Origin of the sequence: Psychrobacillus sp. NPDC096389, assembly GCF_044762855.1 — a bacterium.
Taxonomy (GTDB): Bacteria; Bacillota; Bacilli; order Bacillales_A; family Planococcaceae; genus Psychrobacillus.
On record NZ_JBIWFB010000002.1, the window covers coordinates 515,566 to 532,119 of the forward strand.

A 16,554-nucleotide genomic window follows, 5' to 3' on the forward strand; every position below is an offset into this window, starting at 1 on the left:
GAAATTGAAAAAAATCCGATTGGGCTTGTTTGGTGCAGAAGATTCGATCGAAATTATGGAATCTGTAGTTTCTAGATATGCTGAATTCAGCTACATTTCTATCTCCTACTGGCGTGATGAAGAGATAGTGGAAAAATTAACAAAACAAACGAATGACGTAGATATGTGGCTTTTTTCTGGTCAAATTCCATATGGATTTGCAAAGAAATGGGCTGGAATCACACAACCAATGTTTTATGTTCCTTCATCAGGCTCCAGTTTGTATAAAACTTTGTTGCATATTACTTATAATCAGAAAATACCTTTCGATCAGTTGAGCTTCGATACGTTCCATCCTACTGAACTAGAAAGAGTTTTTCAAGAATCTGAGATAGCTCCTAAGCCCTTGTATTTAAAGCATTACGAAGAGGAAATTCATACAGATGAAGTAGTAAATTATCACCACGAACTTTGGATAACTGGAAAGACCTTAGCTGCCGTTACTTGTCTTAAAAATGCTCAACATGAGCTTAACAAACTTGGTGTTCCTGCATTCCGAGTTCTTCCTACTCAAGCTGCTATCGTTTCAACTTTAGCCCTTATACTTCAAACGCATGAAACGATGCATTTTAAGGATACCCAAATTGCAGTACAGATGATTGAATTCGATACGTTTTCTAGTCTAACAAAAGAGAATTTTAGCACGGATGAAATTTATAAAATCGAAATCAAAATGACAGAAAAGCTACTAGAATACACAAAAAAAATAAGTGGTTCGCTGAAATCAGCAGGACCAGGCAGATTTGCCATATTTACGACTCATGGAATTCTTCGAGAAATGACGAAAGAATTTACCGTAGTTCCAGATTTCGCAATCCTTCAATTGGCTGGTCATGATGCAGTCACATGTGGGATAGGAATTGGACAAACTGTCTATGAGGCCGAGATTAATGCTGGGACTGCCTTGCTACATGCAAAAGAATTCCACAAAGGATCATCGATGGTGGTTTTAGACGATAAAACGATTGTTGGCCCATTAGGACAGCCTGAGCAAATTACATATGGATATGCCCCGGAGCATCTCCAATCGTTAAGCGAACAAACATCACTTAGTATTGCTACATTAAGCAAACTAGAATCGATATTAAGAAAAATAGGGAAGATAGAAATCAATGCCCATGATCTGGCGCAACATATGAGTATTATGCCAAGAAGTGCTCGGAGAATTTTAACGGAGTTGGAGTCAAAAGGGTTGGCGCAAGTAGTAGGAGAAGAAAACCCTCATCCAAGGGGAAGACCAAGAAAAATTTATCAAATTAAGTTATGACAAGATCTTTATGGTCTTGTTTTTTTATTGGTTTGGAACAATGAAATTTAGACAGGTGGATAACTTTTTTTAGTAACATTAGATTGGCATATGTTGAACGTGGTATAGGGAAAGTGCGTATTGCGACAAACTATCGGCACTTTATACATGGAGGAAAGTGACAATTTATAAATGCGCAACGTATCAGCCATTACTCGCAACATAGAAGGACATATGCGCAACATTGTGCTTCAAACGCGCAATATTAAGAGTCATTTGCGCAACGATTACCAAAACAAGTCACAGTCACTGTCGTCTCACTACAAGTATACTTGCTGTTTTAAGAATTAGTTGCTTTCATAGGCAGTTTTGTTGCTCTCACGCTGATTTTGTTGCTTTCGGAATAGAATTAGTTGCTTTCAATAAACGATTTGTTGCCCTAAGCCAATTATTGGATTAATACAGGCAAAAATTGTAGAAGGATTTATTTTCAGCAAGTCAATACTGAGTAAGAAAGCAACTTTTCTTTATTTTTGCTATAGGCGGCGACTCTTACTGAGACCAACATAATATTGGTCACGAAGCCGTGGCAAACGATGTGGCGCTCTTACCCTCAATACTTTTTATGAGACAGCGCAACGTATGCGCAAGCGGTGGTGCTGGCTGATCGCTCACTCAAGCCACGGAAAGTGTCCGTCCTGCAGCGAAAATCACAGCGGATACTTCTATCAACTCACTAAGACGTATTATCCCTATTTTTTGCATCATTCCATTAGAAATTAATGGGGCAGCCGTGTAAGCGATTTCTCTTTAAATGCAATTTTAGAAAATTAGGACTTGATTAAAATCTCTTAATTAATATATAATTTTGGTCATAGCCGTAAATGAACCTAAAATAGAATCTACGTTTTGCAATAAGCTATTACATAGATTAAGAGGAGAACATGTTATGCAAAATACAGTAATTGCTCGTTTAGTAGAGGAGATTAAGGATGAGGTGATCGCTTGGAGAAGATACCTCCATACTTACCCGGAATTATCCTTTGAAGAAGAAAAGACTGCCCAATTTATTTTTGAAAAGCTCCAGACTTTTGACAATCTAGAAGTTTCACGTCCTACTAAAACAAGTGTAATGGCACGGCTAATAGGAAAACAGCAGGGGAAAGTGCTAGCAATCCGTGCAGATATCGATGCGCTGCCGATTCAAGAAGAAACATCTCATTCCTTTTCCTCTCAAAATCCAGGTGTTATGCATGCTTGCGGTCATGATGGACATACAGCAATTTTACTTGGCGCGGCGAAAATTCTTTCTACTTTGCAAGATCAATTGAAAGGGGAGGTTCGTTTTTTATTTCAACATGCGGAAGAGTTAGCTCCTGGTGGGGCAGAAGAAATGGTGCAGGCGGGAGTTATGGATGGAGTAGATATGATTATAGGTGCTCATCTTTGGTCTCCGTTAGAAACAGGGAAAATTGGAGTTGCAGCTGGTCCAGTCATGGCATCGCCTGATACATTTACGATTTCCATCGTGGGTCAAGGAGGCCATGCAGGACTTCCACATCAAACGGTCGATGCCATTGCGGTTGGCGCACAGGTTGTCAGCAATTTACAGCATATTGTCTCTCGAAATATGGATCCGTTAGACACGTTAGTCTTATCGATCACAAAATTTGCAGGTGGGACTGCCATGAATATTATTACAGGATCTGTTGAAATTGCAGGGACTGTTCGCCTCTTTAATACGGAACTTAGACCAGTAGTCGCAGAATTGATGGAACGAGTTGTAAAAGGTATAACAGAAGCCCATGGTGCTACTTATCACTTTGAGTATATGGAAGGTCCGGCTCCAGTAATTAACGATAATGACATAACAAGGTTGATCGAAGAAACAGTATGTGAACTTTATGGAGAAGAAGCGTTAGTTTTGGTGAAACCAAATATGGGAGCGGAAGATTTCTCCGCTTTTTTACAGAAGGCACCGGGTACCTATTTTTTCACTGGTTCAGGCAATAAAGAAAAGGGAACTGACTACCCGCATCACCATCCGCGTTTTGATCTGGATGAAGATGCTTTTTCAAAAGGGATGAATATGTTTGTGCATGCAACCTTAAAGCTTTTAGGTTGAGGATGGATAAGAGAAATAGTTTGCTTTTAACAGAAGGAGGAGCCTATGAAAGCTGAAACAAAAAATAAAAAAAGATTTTCTTTAAAAATGCCAGATACGTACGTTTTACTATTTGGCATTTTATTAATCGCTGCAATAGCTACGTATCTAGTTCCAGCAGGACAGTTTGAAAGAGTAGAAAAAGACGGGTTAACGATGGTCGTTCCTGGCACTTATCATGGTGTGGAGAGTAGCGGGGTCGGAGTAATGGACATTCTCCTATCCATGCAAAAAGGAATGGTGGAATCTGGCAGTATTATATTCCTTGTGCTATTTATCGGTGGATTGATGGAAGTCATTGAATCGACGGGGTCTATTAAAGCAGCTGTCATGAAAGCGATAGATAAAACAAGAGGAAATGAATTTATTTTAATAGCTGTTATTACGATTCTTTTTGCTTTGGGAGGAGCTGTAGGGGCTGTCGCAAACTCGGTTATCGCTTTTGTTTCTATTGGTCTTATTATTTCCAAAGCGTTGAGACTCGATCCAATTATTGCAGTATCGATTACATTTGGAGCTACCTTTGCAGGGTTTAATGTGGGATTCATCAATCCATATTCAGTTGGTATAGCGCATAAAATCGCTGAATTGCCATTATTTTCAGGACTGCTTTTCCGTGTTATTGTTTTTATCGTAATTGTTTCGATTACCATTTGGTATACATGGCGCTATGCTAAAAAAGTGTTGAAAGATCCTAACAACAGCATCCTTTCAAAGTCATTTTTAGCTGATGAGGAACTGGATGAAAGTGAACTTCAAATTGAGTTTAGGAATAAACATAAAGGTATTTTGATTTTCGTGGGGCTTGCTTTTGCTTTTATGGTTTATGGTACGATTCAGTTCAAATGGTCGCTTGATCATATGTCGGCTTACTTCTTGGGGGTTGCCATTTTGGTTGGGGTAATTGGAAAAATTCACTACAATCAGTTTATCGTTCATTTTATGAGAGGTGCTGAAAAATTACTTTATGGAGCACTTATTGTTGGAGCAGCCCGTGCCATATTAGTCGTCTTGGAGCAAGGGCAAGTGTTAGATACGATTGTCTATGCTCTATCAAACCTATTTACCGGTCTATCGCCAATTATGGCTACAATGGCTATGTTCGTTGCAAATACAATTATTAGTATTGTCGTACCTTCAGGAAGTGGACAAGCTGTACTTATAATGCCAATCATTACTCCTTTAGCGGATATGCTAGGTGTTACAAGACAGGTTGCTGTTCAAACTTATTTGTTCGGGGACGGGTTTACGAATAGTATTATTCCAACATCAGGGACACTGATGGCAAGTCTTGCAATTGCAGGAATCCCATATACAAAGTGGTTCAAATGGATGTTCCCACTCTTTCTAATTTGGATGGTTATTGCAGTCATTACATTAATTATCGCGGTGTCCATCAATTGGGGACCATTTTAGGAGAATCTATTACTATATTAAAAAAATGTTTGAATGAACTTATTTTGATGTTATGATTTGATAAAGTAAAAAAGGATCCTTTTCTATGAATGCTCATTTAAAACGTATTCATAGAAGGATTTTTTTATTTTTACTACAATATGTCTCCATTTACCTATAAGTTATGGGCAAGTTTTAGACAGCATGAGGAGGTAAAGGACGAATTTTATTAATGAAAAAATAGATTTCTTATTACATAAAATATGTGGTGCATTCTTAGTGTAGAAATGCGCTATTGCGGAGGAGATAGTATTGTTAAGAGATTGGAAACTTCATGTTATCGTTCTATTTTTTGTATTGATAGGCGAAGCAATAGGTGTTAAGCAGTTCAATTTAGGAGTCGGTACAATTGCGTTGTTCCCAATGTTATATGTGTTGATATTGGGTGGAATCGTTAGTTTTCCGAAGTTGAAATTAATGAATGAAACACAGATGAAACGTGCAGCGGGTATACTTGGCATATCTTTTTTGTTATTTGTCGCTAAACTTGGATCGATGTTAGGACCATCATTGCCTAAAATTTTCGATGCAGGAGTCTCTTTAGCTGTTCAAGAAGTAGGACATGTTTTAGGAACGATTATTATAGGGTTGCCAATAGCAATATTGATTGGTATGAAAAGAGAGGCAATCGGTGCAACTTTCTCCATAGACCGTGAGCCGAATTTAGCCATAATTTCTGAAAAGTACGGAGCAGATTCACCTGAAGGAAGAGGGGCATTAGGTGTCTACATATGTGGGACTGTGTTTGGAGCGATCTATTTAGCTATTTTAGCAGGATTTTTAGGTAGTCTTGGCATCTTCCATCCGATTTCGTTGGCAATGGGAGCTGGGGTAGGTTCTGGTAGTATGATGGCGGCAGCTTCTGGAGCACTTGCTGTCACATTTCCAAATGATGCAGAGGATATCGCGTTGTTTGCAGCAGCAGCCAACTTGATCTCTACCATATTAGGGACGTATTTATGTGTATTCTTCTCACTGCCTGTAACAGCGCGACTTTACGAATGGCTAGAGCCTAAAATCGGGCGCTCTCGTAAGGAGGCTACAAAATAATGATGGAAAAAACTAAAGTATTAGCATTGATCGGAATTATTGCCATCCTCGGGAACTGGGTAGGGTACGGTGTATCTCCGATAAAAGCACTTCCAGGAATGATTTTGATTGTTTTATTTACAGTAGTAGGTTTAGTGTTGAACAAGTATGTACCTAAAATGCCGGCAGTCGTATGGATTTCCTTGATAGCGTTAATTGCGACCACTCCAATTTTCCCAGGAAACGAATGGATTGTAGCAAAAACAGCGGAAATTAACTTTATGGCATTGGCTACACCGATCCTTGCTTATGCTGGTCTTTCTCTTGGGAAAGACATAGAAAGTTTCAAAAAGTTAGGCTGGAGAATTGTAGTTATTTCATTAGTGGTATACACAGGAACTTTCTTATTTGCAACATTATTTGCAGAGATTGTTTTTAAAATACAAGGTAGATTTTAGAATAACTAAGAACCCAATTGGCATATTGCTGATTGGGTTCTATTACTTTATGAAGTATAGATTAAAATAGTAGAAACATTATGGTGTAGAATTTTCAGTGGAATCTGTACCCTCATCCACATCTCCATCCTCCGGAACACCAATGTCATTTTCACCATCATCCTCTAGTAATGGGTCATTCACTTCAATATCTTCCACATCATCGTCGTTATCTCCACAAGCCCCTAATAGGAATGCAGCCGATAAAGCTAGCGGTAATGCAATTATTTTTCTTTTCATTGAAATTTCCTCCATTTCCATTGGTTAAAATTTATTGTGCTTATTTTCTATGTACCTCTTTTTTCTTTATATAAACTTATTTCTATTAAAAGATTATGAAAGTTACTTTTGGTTAGCTACTTCCAGTGTACAGAGAATTAGATAAACTACTATCTAAATCTATTATATTTGCTCCCATTACGATTGAATCATCGAAGTTTTGAGCAAAGATTCTTTTCTAAAATTTGTTTAGAGTTATTATGTGGTCAGCCCTACTAACTTATGAAACTTTGCATTAACTATATAGTATATGGAAGGAGGTGAATCAAATGGCACTTTCCCTGATTAATATTAATGTAAATGTGACAAGTACTTCCACAAGATTTTTTAATGTATTGGCAGCACCTTTAACTGTTGAGGATGGTACAACTGTCGCTGCAACAGCTTTTCTAGATGACAGTGGAGTAGCTGCAACAGCTTTTCCAGATGTTACGAATGGCTACTATAATCTTTACTTGAATGGAGTACTACAAGAAGGAGGTTCCTATACAATTTCTCCTACTGAATTGACCTTTAATACAGTAACTGGAACTATCTCTGCTGGAACACCTCTAGTTGTAGAAGCCGTTGAATTAGCTACCGTAATTTAATAACTATTTTTAGATTTTCAAAAGAGACTCTCAATCGATGTTAGAACGATTTGGAGTCTCTTTTGTTTACTTTCCATTTTTAAACCGATACATTTTAATAAAGTAGCCAAGTATATACATAAGAGAAAGGAAGAAATGAGATGAAGTTAAGTGTTCTAGATCAAGCACCGATCACTGTTGGAAATACTGCAGTTGATGCATTAAGAAAAGCAGAAGAACTAGCTATTTTAGCGGATGAGTTGGGGTACCATCGTATGTGGATGGCAGAGCATCATGGCACCGGGACGATTGCAAGCTCTGCTCCAGAAGTCATTGCAGCGCATTTAGCCGCGAAAACAAACAAAATTCGTATTGGCACAGGAGGAGTGATGATGATGCATTATTCGCCTCTTAAGCTTGCAGAAGTGTTTAAAACGCTAAGTGCATTTTCTCCTGGGCGTATCGATTTCGGTGTTGGTCGAGCTCCAGGTGGAGATAATTACGCTATGTATGCATTATCAGAAGGTCGCCAACCAATGCTTAACAATATGTATGAAAAACTAACGACGACGCTACAATTATTAAATGATGAAGTGCCAGAAGATAGCGTATACAATCGGACAATTGCAACCCCATCGAATGTGGTTTTACCTGAAGCATGGCTGCTTGGTTCTACTGGGAACAGTGCTATTCAAGCGGGACGGTTAGGAGTCGGTTATTCATTTGCTCAGTTTTTCCAAGGAGGGATGACGAAGGAGATTTTCGATGCTTATCGTCGAAACTTTAAGCCTTCTGCACTGATGGAAAAGCCAGAAATTAACGTAACATATATGGTAACGGTCGCTGAAACGAAAGAAGAAGCGGAATACGAAGCACTGCCACAAGATATTTCGAGGCTGTCACTAATGAGAGGACAAATTCGCCAAACATTGACGCCAGAAGAAGCGAAAGATTATCCTTTAACGGAAATGGATCGCATGGCCATTCAAGAAAATCGAAAAATTCACTTAGTCGGTACAGCAAAAGAAGTTGCAGAGATTTTGAAAGAAGAGCAGGCACAGTATGGTTTTGATGAAGCAATGATTTGTAGCATACCGCATTCTCAAGAAAAACGGTTGGATGTGTACCGACTACTAGCGCGTGAATTATTTTAGCAAATATGGAATGACACAAGAAAAAGAACCAATCTTAATGAGATGGTTCTTTTTTAGCATCTGATGCATTAAGTAAAACGACCCCACCAATTATAAGTGCTAACCCAGAAAGCGTAAGCAAGTTAAAGGGATCATTCCAAAATAGCACCCCGATTAATGCAGTTATTGCAGTTCCAACTCCGGACCAAATGGCATATGCCAAACTTAAAGGAATTGTTTTTAAGCACAGAGCTAAACAATAGAAGGAAATACCGTACCCAGCAATAACCCCGATAGAAGATCCAAAATTAGTAAAACCTACAGATAACTTTAGCATGGCGGTTCCGAAAATCTCACTAATAATCGATATACTAAGCAAACTATAACCTTTCATATGTATTCCTCTCTTTCTCTTTAAGCATGAACTTCACCGTTTGAAAGATTCAATAAAATAACGCCTCCGATAATCAATAATAACCCAAAAAACTTTTTCCGATTAAAGCCTTCCTTATAAATGATTATCCCAACTATAGCAGTCAAAGCAGTTCCGACCCCAGACCAAATTGCATAAGCGGTCCCGATTGGTAGTGTTTTTAAGGAGAGAGATAATGCATAAAAAGCAATCGCATAACCTAATACAACACCAATAGTAGGAAGCACTTTTTTAAATCCTTCTGTAACTTTCAACATCGAACTACCGAAAACTTCACTTACAATAGCGATTGCTAGTAATAGGTAAGTATTCAAATATAACGCCTCCTCACTACTATTTAAGCGTTAAAAGTAAGCGAACGTCAATCCCAAATAACTCCATCTTAAAGATCTATTTTGTAGAGACCTATGGAAGGTATAATTTTAACTAGACATACTAGGGGTTAGAAAAATTACCAACACTTTATACGAAAAGGGTAAGTATGATATTATCTGCTCTTTGAGAAACCCCGATGTTTACCTTCTAGCTTCTTCGTAATAATTATAGAATGCAAGGCAGGGACAAATATAAAAAGGACCAAAAAATTGGTCCTCATACTTCATTCTTCTCTTGCTATGTTTTTCGCATAAAAAATCTCGTCCATTTCAGTTTTTAACTTCTTCGTAATGGTTATTTTTTCTTCATCTGTTAACTCGTCTTCTCTGTAGCCAAACAAGTAGTTATTTAAATCAAATTCTTTGAGTTTACATTTAGTATGAAAAATATTTTCTTGGTATACATTTACATCAATCATTTGATAATATTGTTGTATATCAAGGGGAATATAGTTTTGGATAGAATTAATGTCATGATCGATAAATAATTTATGACCAGTTACATCTCGGGTAAAGCCACGTACTCGATAATCCATTACCATGACATCTGTTTCAAATGAATGTATTAAATAATTCAACGCTTTCAATGGAGAAATTTCTCCACAAGTGGAAATATCAATATCCGCACGGAATGTGCTAATCCCCTCATCCGGATGATACTCAGGATACGTATGAACGGTTATATGACTTTTATCGAGATGACCTACTACTGTTTCAGGTAACGGTCCTGGGGATTCTTTAAATGAATCCACTGGAGAATCATCGACAGGTCCTTCCGAAACTAAAATGGTCACACTTGCTCCTTGTGGTTCATAATCTTGCTTCGCGATATTTAAAATATTAGCTTCAATAATATCTGAAACTTTACTTAATATTTTCGTCAAACGATCAGCATTATATTGCTCATCGATATAGTCTATATAAGCCTCTCTTTCCTCTTTTGTTCTAGTGTAACAAATATCATACATGTTAAAACTTAAGGTTTTTGTAAGATTATTAAATCCGTGTAACTCAATTCTTTGCTTAGGAGTTAAGCTCATATGGAACTCCTCTCTTTCACTTAAATTTTGAAACGTTTAAAATGATATTACAAGTATGCGTTAAAACCAGATTTACATTCCCTATAGCTTTACTTTTCCACAAACAATCTTTCTGAAACATGTTGCTATTAAAAAATACATTATTTGGAGGTCACTACGATGAAAATCAAAGGTTTTGGTGGAATTTTTTGGAGATCGAAAGATGTTGATTCCTTAAAAGAATGGTATAAAGAGACGCTAGGAATTTCAATGGGAGATTGGAATATGGCTATGATCAAACCAGATATGGACAATGAAACAGTCTTTTCTTTCTTTAAAGAAGATAGTGATTATTTTCCTGAAAACCAATCAGTGATGCTAAATTTTCAAGTGGAGAACATAGAAGCTTGGATAGAGCATTTTCATAAAATTGGTGTCCCTTTAGTAAAAGAACCAGAAAAAAGTGAGTATGGTACATTCGTTTGGATTTCGGATCCAGATGGAAGATGGATTGAAATTTGGGAGAAATAAACGCTTGAAGACCCTTTATCCCGCATTAATGGGCAGTAAGACTCCCACTTCAAGATTTAAGAAAAGCGAAAAGATAAGTGGGAGATCAACTGCCCGTAAAAGCCCGATTGGTTCAACTAACAATCAGTGGGGGATGAAGCGGACTAAAAGCGCGACGTCCATGTCGCAACGTCCGCACTAACACGTCATGTGCGTCGAAAAACCCCCACTGATTGAAGTTTCACTTTATAAAATCTTATCTTTAGTGGAAATTCGTTCGAGTGAAACTTCTATCCTTATGTGTACGTATATAAGGTAAGGAGGAATGAACGATGTGGGAACAATTACAAGAACAGCAAGCACAGCTAATCGTAAAGAAAAATGAACGTAATCGACTGCAAAGAAAGGAAGCATCACTCTAAACGCAGCGTTTGGATCTAGAAGTCATTCGCAACAAATTGGAAGTAGAGCTTACAAAAGAGCAAAAAGATGTAATCGAATTAGACAAGTTCTCGTTAACCAATTTAGTTAGCCAATGGAAGGGAACAATAGACGAAAAACGCAAAAAAGAAATTGCAGAAGCAGCAGAAGCTGAATTGAAATACAATGAAGCAGTGAAAACATTACGTGATATCGAAAAAGATATTGAAGTAGTAAAATTAGAAATAGCTAATGGTGATTACAGTTCAATCGATTAAACTTGGACTTCATTAATGCAAGAAAAGGAGCAGTGGTTATTCGCTCACACTGTTGATGAACGACAAGCCTTAGAAAACTTGTATGAAAACCGAGCCGATTTGGAATCGATGCAAAAAGAAATAGAAGAAGCAATGATTGCTGGAAAAGATGCACTACACGCACTTGAGCAAGCAAATACTGAATTTGATTCAGCATCTGCAATGTCCACTTGGGATACTTTCCTCGGTGGAGGAATTTTAGTAACAGCGATGAAGCATAGTAGTTTAAACAGTTCGCAAGACTATATCCATAATGCGCAAATGGCTCTCCGTCGTTTTGAAACGGAGTTGATGGATGTTAAAAACATTGCTACAGAGGTCCTTCAAGTGGATAGAAGTAATTTCATGACGTTCACCGATTATTTCTTCGATAATATTTTTACGGATTGGATGATACATTCACAGATTAATACGTCTAAAGATCGCTTGGAAGAAGCCATTGGCCAAGTCGAAAAAGTGTTAGAAAAATTGTATGCTAAGTCAATGGAAGTAGAGACTGAATTAGAAGAAGTCAAATATAAGATAAACAGTATAATAGAAATGTAATAATCGAACTCATTATTTCAATTTTCCTGAAAACGTCCTAGAGTAGGACGTTTTTTTATGCGACAAAACGAATCGTAGCTATATTGCATTAAATTTCAATTCATCCTTTACAATTCATTTTGACTTAGTGTACTATATAACTAATACACTAATACTTAAGGAGAAGGGTATATGAAACAGTTGAAAGGACTAATAGCAAAAGAATGGGAGCTGATGAGGCTTTGGCTTGTCATACTATGTATTTTGAATACATTAGGCATAGTAGGAATACCAATATCGTTGAATATATGGATAGACGATGTGCCAATTTTTAGGACCGCCATCATATTAGCTGCAATTTGGCTATTTTTTAGTCATCTAATTGCAACCATTCTTTTTCTTACAAGTTTGCAACTAGATATGAAAAGACCGGATATTTGGTTGCATACAGAAAGCTCCATTTATAAACTAATCGGCACGAAACTTGCTTCTGCAACGGTCATTACATCATTGTCTTTACTATGGATCGAGTTATTATTATTCATCTTGCAAGCAATAAATGCCGATCCTGAGTTCATGACGTTTGGTCAATTATTAGAAATGAAAGTGTACGTATTTATTGGTATCTTTTTTTCCATTATTCTTAACTTAATTATCGTGCTTTTCTTTTGGGTCATTTACCATTTAATGCGCCCTTTCGTAAAAGGATTTTCAATTATCATTTCTGTTACTTTGTTTATTGTGATTTCTATTATTTGGAGCATGAGTAGCGACATCGGATTTTTTGAAAAATTCCCTCGGTTCGGAGGTATTAATATCCCCATTCCAAGTTTTATTGAACAGTTGAAGAAATTTAACAATTTCGAGGGGCTGACATTTTTGGTAGAACCGACAATTTACGTTAGTGAAATTTTCCTCATTACCGCGTTTGCCATCATTCTTTTTTGGGGGTCGGCATTATGGTTCGAAAAGAAAGTGAGGATTTAAGATGAGCATCGATTTTTTACCAGACAAACCAATCTATCAACAATTAATTGACCGAATTACTGGAGAAATTATTCGAGGCAATGTAAAGCCAGGCGAAAAATTGCCTTCTGTTCGGGAATATGCAGTGGAAGTCGGTGTGAATGCAAATACAATGCAGCGTGTATACAAGGAGCTGGAAATGATGGGTATTTCAGAAACGAAACGTGGACAAGGAACGTTTGTAACGGACAACGAATTACGTTTACAGCAATTACGCGATGAAATAAAAGAAGGACTTGTACAGTCTTTTCTAACAAGTATTGAAGCATTAGGTTTTTCTAAAAAGGAAATGATTGAATATATCCAAACAAGGGAGCGAGGGGAAGAGCGGTGATCGCATTAGAAAATGTGAAAAAAAAGTATGGCAAACATCAAGCATTAAAAGGGATTAATCTCACCATTCCACTCGGAAAAATTATTGGGTTAGTCGGTGAAAACGGAAGTGGAAAGTCCACACTATTAAAGATAATAGCAGGTCTTACAACGCCTTCTAGTGGATCAATTCAAGTCAATGAAATAGAAGCAACGAGAAGAATTGCAAGCGAGGTAGCTTATATGACAGATGCCGATGTCTTCTATCCCTTCTTTACGGTTGAGCGATTGTTCCGTTATTATGAGACACAGTTTGAAGACTTCAATTATTCAAAAGCTTGTATCGTTGCCCAATATTTAAATGTACCATTAGATGCAAAGTTGAAAAGTTTGTCTAAAGGGAACAGAGGACGTGCCAAAATGGCGGCGACATTAGGACGTGAAGCATCTTTTTATTTATTAGATGAACCATTTTCGGGATTTGATCCACTTGTTCGCGAGGACATCATTAAAGGAATGATTCAATTTACAGATCCAGAAACACAAACAGTTCTAATGTCCACACATGAAATAAAGGAAGCAGAGCCGTTACTGGACGCTATTATTTTATTGAATCAAGGAGAAGTTTTAGCTTTTGAGGAAGTGGAAACAATCCGTGATCAGTATGGAGTAGATGCAGTTACATGGATGACAAAACTAATTAAGGAAGGTGATTTGAGTGGAATTAAAACCAATCGTTGAATTGAAAAGTCTCTCGAAAACAATCGGTAAGAAAAAAATTATCGACCAATTGAATCTGTCTCTATATCCTGGTCAAATTACAGGATTTTTAGGACCAAATGGTGCTGGTAAAACGACAACAATCCGTATGATGGCTGGGCTGACGAAGCCGACTACTGGAGATGTGATGATCGATGGTCTTTCTCTACGTTCGAATTTTGAAGTAGGTATTAGTAAAATGGGAGCTATCGTTGAAAATCCTGAATTGTATAAGTTTATGTCCGGTTATAAAAACTTGGTCCATTTCGCTCGAATGCATAAAAATGTGACGAAGGAACGGATTAATGAAGTTATTCGCCAAGTAGGAATGGAAAATCGCATTCATGAAAAAGTATCGACATATTCACTTGGAATGCGCCAACGATTAGGTTTGGCGCAGGCCTTATTAAATAAGCCGAAGTTTCTTATTTTAGATGAACCGACGAACGGACTAGATCCCGCAGGCATTAGAGAATTTCGTACCTATTTACGAAAAATTGCAGCAGAAGATGGCGTTTCTGTTTTAGTCTCAAGTCACTTATTATCCGAAATTGAGCTAATGTGTGATCGGATTGCGGTTATTCAAAATGGAAAGCTTGTCGCAATTAGAGAAGTGAATGCAGTAGAGGAATCACAATACTATATTGAAGTTCAACCAGTAGATACAGCTCGTAGCATGCTGTCAGATAAAGGAATTGTCGTAGAAAACTATCAAAATGGGCTATTAATAAACGTAGAACAATCCGTCATACCAACGATTGTGGAGCAGTTAGTGCAACAAAATATAGCAATTTATGGAGTGTCGCACCATCGTAAAACACTAGAAGAACAGTTCTTAGAAATGACAGGAGGTGGGCAAGTTGTTGAATCTAATTCGAAATGAATGGATGAAATTATGGCATAAAAAAGCAACATGGGTAATGGTCCTATTACTTATTGCAATGATTGTTGGACTTGTTGGGCTCACGAAATGGATGGATCGTAATACGGTAACTCCTCCTTGGGAGCAAACAGTTACAGAAGAACTAACGATGGTTAAACAGCAATTGACGGTACCCGATTTAAGTGAGGAAACGAAAAATAACTTGGAAGAACAGCAAATGTTGCTTCAATACCGATTAGATGAAGGTGTAGCCCCTATATCTAGTGGAGGATTTGAAGGATTTATAATGGAATCATATGGAATGTCCTCTATTATTACATTATTAACTGTAATTGTAGCTGCAGGAATTGTCGCTTCAGAGTTTTCACAAGGAACGATTAAAATGTTGTTGGCACGTCCAGTTCGTAGATGGAAAATTCTTACGTCGAAATTTCTGACAGTCGTTGCATTTGCACTTTTCTTAACAATAATCGCTTATGTTGTATCGCTCATTATGGGGATGATTTTTTATGAAGCTTCAGGTGGAAGTCTGCTGGAGGTTGTGAATGGTCAAGTGATAGAAGAGTCGTATTGGCTAAAATCGATTTGGTTGAATGTATTAGCACTAGGTGATGTTATTATTACTGCAAGCTTTGCATTCGCAATTGGTACTGTCTTCCGTTCTAGTTCATTAGCAATTGGAATCGCGATTTTCCTTATGTTCACCGGTGCTCAAATTTCCTTTTTCTTGCGAAATTATGAAGTGGCGAAATATATATTGTTCTCGCATACATTTACTCAATTAGAAACAGGAGGTTCCTTTATCGAAGGAATAACGACACCATTTTCGGTCATTGTAATGGTTGTTTATTTCGCTTTCTTCTTGGCGATTAGTTATTGGACATTTACGAAACGTGATGTCACTGCATAATTCGTGTCCCGGTGTAAGGAACAATTCTGAATTCTCCCTTAAGTAAAGAACTAACCCAAAGTTCTAATAAAAGAAGGATTTCTCTAAGAGTATGTGGAAGATATCTTAGAAACGGACATTAGGGGAGGATTTTGTATGGAGCAAACGATTTTACACCATATGGATACAGTGCGAGAAATAACAATGAGATCAATCGAGAAAATACCAGAAGAGATTGCAGATGTTGTACCTGAAGGTTTTAATAATAATATTCGGTGGAATTTTGGTCACATTGCAGTTGTGCAAGAAAGACTTGTTTACCATGTTCTAGGGGAAAAACTTAATTTGCCGAATGAATATGTAGAACTTTTTGGACCAGGAACAAGGCCAGCCGATTGGAAAGAAACTCCGCCATCACTTGAGGAGATTTCCACGATTCTAACCGAGCAAATAGCTAGAATAAAGGAATTTGTCCCTGGTCGTTTATCGGAAAAACTGCCAACGCCATTTCAGAATCGTATGGGTATCTCCTTTTACACTCTAGGTGAGACTCTATTGTTTAGTTTTTACCATGAGGCCATGCATATGGAAACGATTAAAAGAATATACAAAATTATTTCCAATTAAATATTGCCAGTAAAGTTTGTAAAATATAATCCTCTTTAGGTAGTCAGTG

General features: G+C 37.4%; 20 protein-coding genes. 16 read left to right on the top strand and 4 right to left on the bottom strand.

Going from position 1 to position 16,554, the window contains the following annotated elements; translation table 11 throughout:
- Positions 1–4: 4 nt before the first annotated feature.
- The 5 genes from ACIQ38_RS08935 to ACIQ38_RS08955 all read left to right on the top strand — a co-directional run bounded on the left by ACIQ38_RS08935 (position 5) and on the right by ACIQ38_RS08955 (position 6,391).
- Positions 5–1,306, top strand: a complete 1,302-nt coding sequence (locus ACIQ38_RS08935) for a helix-turn-helix domain-containing protein (RefSeq protein WP_402821108.1) — start codon at positions 5–7, stop codon at positions 1,304–1,306.
- 928 nt (positions 1,307–2,234) lie between these two features.
- Positions 2,235–3,410, top strand: coding sequence for an amidohydrolase (locus tag ACIQ38_RS08940; RefSeq protein ID WP_402821111.1), 1,176 nt, complete (start codon positions 2,235–2,237; stop codon positions 3,408–3,410).
- Positions 3,411–3,455: 45 nt separating this feature from the next.
- Positions 3,456–4,865 carry a YfcC family protein gene (locus ACIQ38_RS08945; protein ID WP_402821114.1) on the top strand — a complete coding sequence of 470 codons (1,410 nt, stop codon included), beginning with the start codon at positions 3,456–3,458 and terminating at the stop codon, positions 4,863–4,865.
- Positions 4,866–5,156: 291 nt separating this feature from the next.
- The gene (locus ACIQ38_RS08950) at positions 5,157–5,954 is read left to right on the top strand and encodes a DUF3100 domain-containing protein (RefSeq protein ID WP_402821117.1); all 798 of its coding nucleotides are present in this window, start codon (positions 5,157–5,159) and stop codon (positions 5,952–5,954) included.
- On the top strand, positions 5,954–6,391 hold the full coding sequence (locus ACIQ38_RS08955; RefSeq protein ID WP_402821120.1) for a hypothetical protein: 438 nt from the start codon (positions 5,954–5,956) through the stop codon (positions 6,389–6,391). Before ACIQ38_RS08950 ends, ACIQ38_RS08955 begins: the two co-directional genes overlap by 1 nt.
- A 78-nt stretch (positions 6,392–6,469) precedes the next feature.
- Here ACIQ38_RS08955 and ACIQ38_RS08960 read toward each other — a convergent pair whose 3' ends face one another.
- Positions 6,470–6,670, bottom strand: coding sequence for a hypothetical protein (locus tag ACIQ38_RS08960; protein WP_402821123.1), 201 nt, complete (start codon positions 6,668–6,670; stop codon positions 6,470–6,472).
- A gap of 308 nt (positions 6,671–6,978) precedes the next feature.
- Between ACIQ38_RS08960 and ACIQ38_RS08965 the strand changes: the two genes are divergently transcribed.
- Positions 6,979–7,299 carry a DUF4183 domain-containing protein gene (locus ACIQ38_RS08965; RefSeq protein WP_402821126.1) on the top strand — a complete coding sequence of 107 codons (321 nt, stop codon included), beginning with the start codon at positions 6,979–6,981 and terminating at the stop codon, positions 7,297–7,299.
- A gap of 140 nt (positions 7,300–7,439) precedes the next feature.
- The gene (locus tag ACIQ38_RS08970) at positions 7,440–8,432 is read left to right on the top strand and encodes an LLM class flavin-dependent oxidoreductase (protein WP_402821128.1); all 993 of its coding nucleotides are present in this window, start codon (positions 7,440–7,442) and stop codon (positions 8,430–8,432) included.
- Between the two features lie 34 nt (positions 8,433–8,466).
- On the opposite strand, the gene ACIQ38_RS08975 is transcribed toward ACIQ38_RS08970, so the two are convergent.
- The 3 genes from ACIQ38_RS08975 to speD form a co-directional block, all read right to left on the bottom strand.
- Positions 8,467–8,805: a DMT family transporter gene (locus tag ACIQ38_RS08975; RefSeq protein WP_402821131.1), complete on the bottom strand. Its 339-nt coding sequence runs from the start codon at positions 8,803–8,805 to the stop codon at positions 8,467–8,469.
- Positions 8,806–8,825: 20 nt separating this feature from the next.
- Positions 8,826–9,158, bottom strand: coding sequence for a DMT family transporter (locus tag ACIQ38_RS08980; RefSeq protein WP_402821134.1), 333 nt, complete (start codon positions 9,156–9,158; stop codon positions 8,826–8,828).
- A gap of 284 nt (positions 9,159–9,442) precedes the next feature.
- Positions 9,443–10,258 carry an adenosylmethionine decarboxylase gene (gene speD, locus ACIQ38_RS08985; protein ID WP_402821137.1) on the bottom strand — a complete coding sequence of 272 codons (816 nt, stop codon included), beginning with the start codon at positions 10,256–10,258 and terminating at the stop codon, positions 9,443–9,445.
- 159 nt (positions 10,259–10,417) lie between these two features.
- Here speD and ACIQ38_RS08990 point away from each other — a divergent pair, with 159 nt between their 5' ends.
- The 9 genes from ACIQ38_RS08990 to ACIQ38_RS09030 all read left to right on the top strand — a co-directional run bounded on the left by ACIQ38_RS08990 (position 10,418) and on the right by ACIQ38_RS09030 (position 16,505).
- Positions 10,418–10,768 (top strand): VOC family protein, encoded by a 351-nt coding sequence (locus ACIQ38_RS08990; protein WP_402821140.1) that lies wholly within the window; start codon positions 10,418–10,420, stop codon positions 10,766–10,768.
- A gap of 437 nt (positions 10,769–11,205) precedes the next feature.
- Complete coding sequence (locus ACIQ38_RS08995) at positions 11,206–11,445, top strand: hypothetical protein (RefSeq protein ID WP_402821142.1); 240 nt, start codon at positions 11,206–11,208, stop codon at positions 11,443–11,445.
- Between the two features lie 15 nt (positions 11,446–11,460).
- The gene (locus ACIQ38_RS09000; RefSeq protein ID WP_402821145.1) at positions 11,461–12,030 is read left to right on the top strand and encodes a hypothetical protein; all 570 of its coding nucleotides are present in this window, start codon (positions 11,461–11,463) and stop codon (positions 12,028–12,030) included.
- 171 nt (positions 12,031–12,201) lie between these two features.
- On the top strand, positions 12,202–12,996 hold the full coding sequence (locus tag ACIQ38_RS09005) for a hypothetical protein (protein WP_402821148.1): 795 nt from the start codon (positions 12,202–12,204) through the stop codon (positions 12,994–12,996).
- 1 nt (position 12,997) lies between these two features.
- Positions 12,998–13,369 carry a GntR family transcriptional regulator gene (locus ACIQ38_RS09010; protein WP_402821151.1) on the top strand — a complete coding sequence of 124 codons (372 nt, stop codon included), beginning with the start codon at positions 12,998–13,000 and terminating at the stop codon, positions 13,367–13,369.
- Positions 13,366–14,088 carry an ATP-binding cassette domain-containing protein gene (locus ACIQ38_RS09015; RefSeq protein ID WP_402821154.1) on the top strand — a complete coding sequence of 241 codons (723 nt, stop codon included), beginning with the start codon at positions 13,366–13,368 and terminating at the stop codon, positions 14,086–14,088. The genes ACIQ38_RS09010 and ACIQ38_RS09015 overlap by 4 nt, the downstream gene beginning before the upstream one ends.
- Positions 14,066–14,989 carry an ABC transporter ATP-binding protein gene (locus ACIQ38_RS09020; RefSeq protein WP_402821157.1) on the top strand — a complete coding sequence of 308 codons (924 nt, stop codon included), beginning with the start codon at positions 14,066–14,068 and terminating at the stop codon, positions 14,987–14,989. Before ACIQ38_RS09015 ends, ACIQ38_RS09020 begins: the two co-directional genes overlap by 23 nt.
- Positions 14,958–15,899, top strand: coding sequence for an ABC transporter permease (locus ACIQ38_RS09025; protein ID WP_402821160.1), 942 nt, complete (start codon positions 14,958–14,960; stop codon positions 15,897–15,899). Before ACIQ38_RS09020 ends, ACIQ38_RS09025 begins: the two co-directional genes overlap by 32 nt.
- A 135-nt stretch (positions 15,900–16,034) precedes the next feature.
- Positions 16,035–16,505: a DinB family protein gene (locus ACIQ38_RS09030; RefSeq protein WP_402821163.1), complete on the top strand. Its 471-nt coding sequence runs from the start codon at positions 16,035–16,037 to the stop codon at positions 16,503–16,505.
- Positions 16,506–16,554 lie beyond the last annotated feature (49 nt).

Excerpts from the sequence above, each read along its gene's own strand:
- ACIQ38_RS08940 (WP_402821111.1), top strand. The coding sequence starts at position 2,235 with ATGCAAAATACAGTAATTGCTCGTTTAGTAGAGGAGATTAAGGATGAG.
- ACIQ38_RS08945 (WP_402821114.1), top strand. The coding sequence starts at position 3,456 with ATGAAAGCTGAAACAAAAAATAAAAAAAGATTTTCTTTAAAAATGCCA.
- ACIQ38_RS08955 (WP_402821120.1), top strand. The coding sequence starts at position 5,954 with ATGATGGAAAAAACTAAAGTATTAGCATTGATCGGAATTATTGCCATC.
- ACIQ38_RS08960 (WP_402821123.1), bottom strand. The coding sequence starts at position 6,670 with ATGAAAAGAAAAATAATTGCATTACCGCTAGCTTTATCGGCTGCATTC.
- ACIQ38_RS08965 (WP_402821126.1), top strand. The coding sequence starts at position 6,979 with ATGGCACTTTCCCTGATTAATATTAATGTAAATGTGACAAGTACTTCC.
- ACIQ38_RS08970 (WP_402821128.1), top strand. The coding sequence starts at position 7,440 with ATGAAGTTAAGTGTTCTAGATCAAGCACCGATCACTGTTGGAAATACT.
- ACIQ38_RS08975 (WP_402821131.1), bottom strand. The coding sequence starts at position 8,805 with ATGAAAGGTTATAGTTTGCTTAGTATATCGATTATTAGTGAGATTTTC.
- speD (WP_402821137.1), bottom strand. The coding sequence starts at position 10,258 with ATGAGCTTAACTCCTAAGCAAAGAATTGAGTTACACGGATTTAATAAT.
- ACIQ38_RS08990 (WP_402821140.1), top strand. The coding sequence starts at position 10,418 with ATGAAAATCAAAGGTTTTGGTGGAATTTTTTGGAGATCGAAAGATGTT.
- ACIQ38_RS09000 (WP_402821145.1), top strand. The coding sequence starts at position 11,461 with ATGCAAGAAAAGGAGCAGTGGTTATTCGCTCACACTGTTGATGAACGA.
- ACIQ38_RS09005 (WP_402821148.1), top strand. The coding sequence starts at position 12,202 with ATGAAACAGTTGAAAGGACTAATAGCAAAAGAATGGGAGCTGATGAGG.
- ACIQ38_RS09010 (WP_402821151.1), top strand. The coding sequence starts at position 12,998 with ATGAGCATCGATTTTTTACCAGACAAACCAATCTATCAACAATTAATT.
- ACIQ38_RS09030 (WP_402821163.1), top strand. The coding sequence starts at position 16,035 with ATGGAGCAAACGATTTTACACCATATGGATACAGTGCGAGAAATAACA.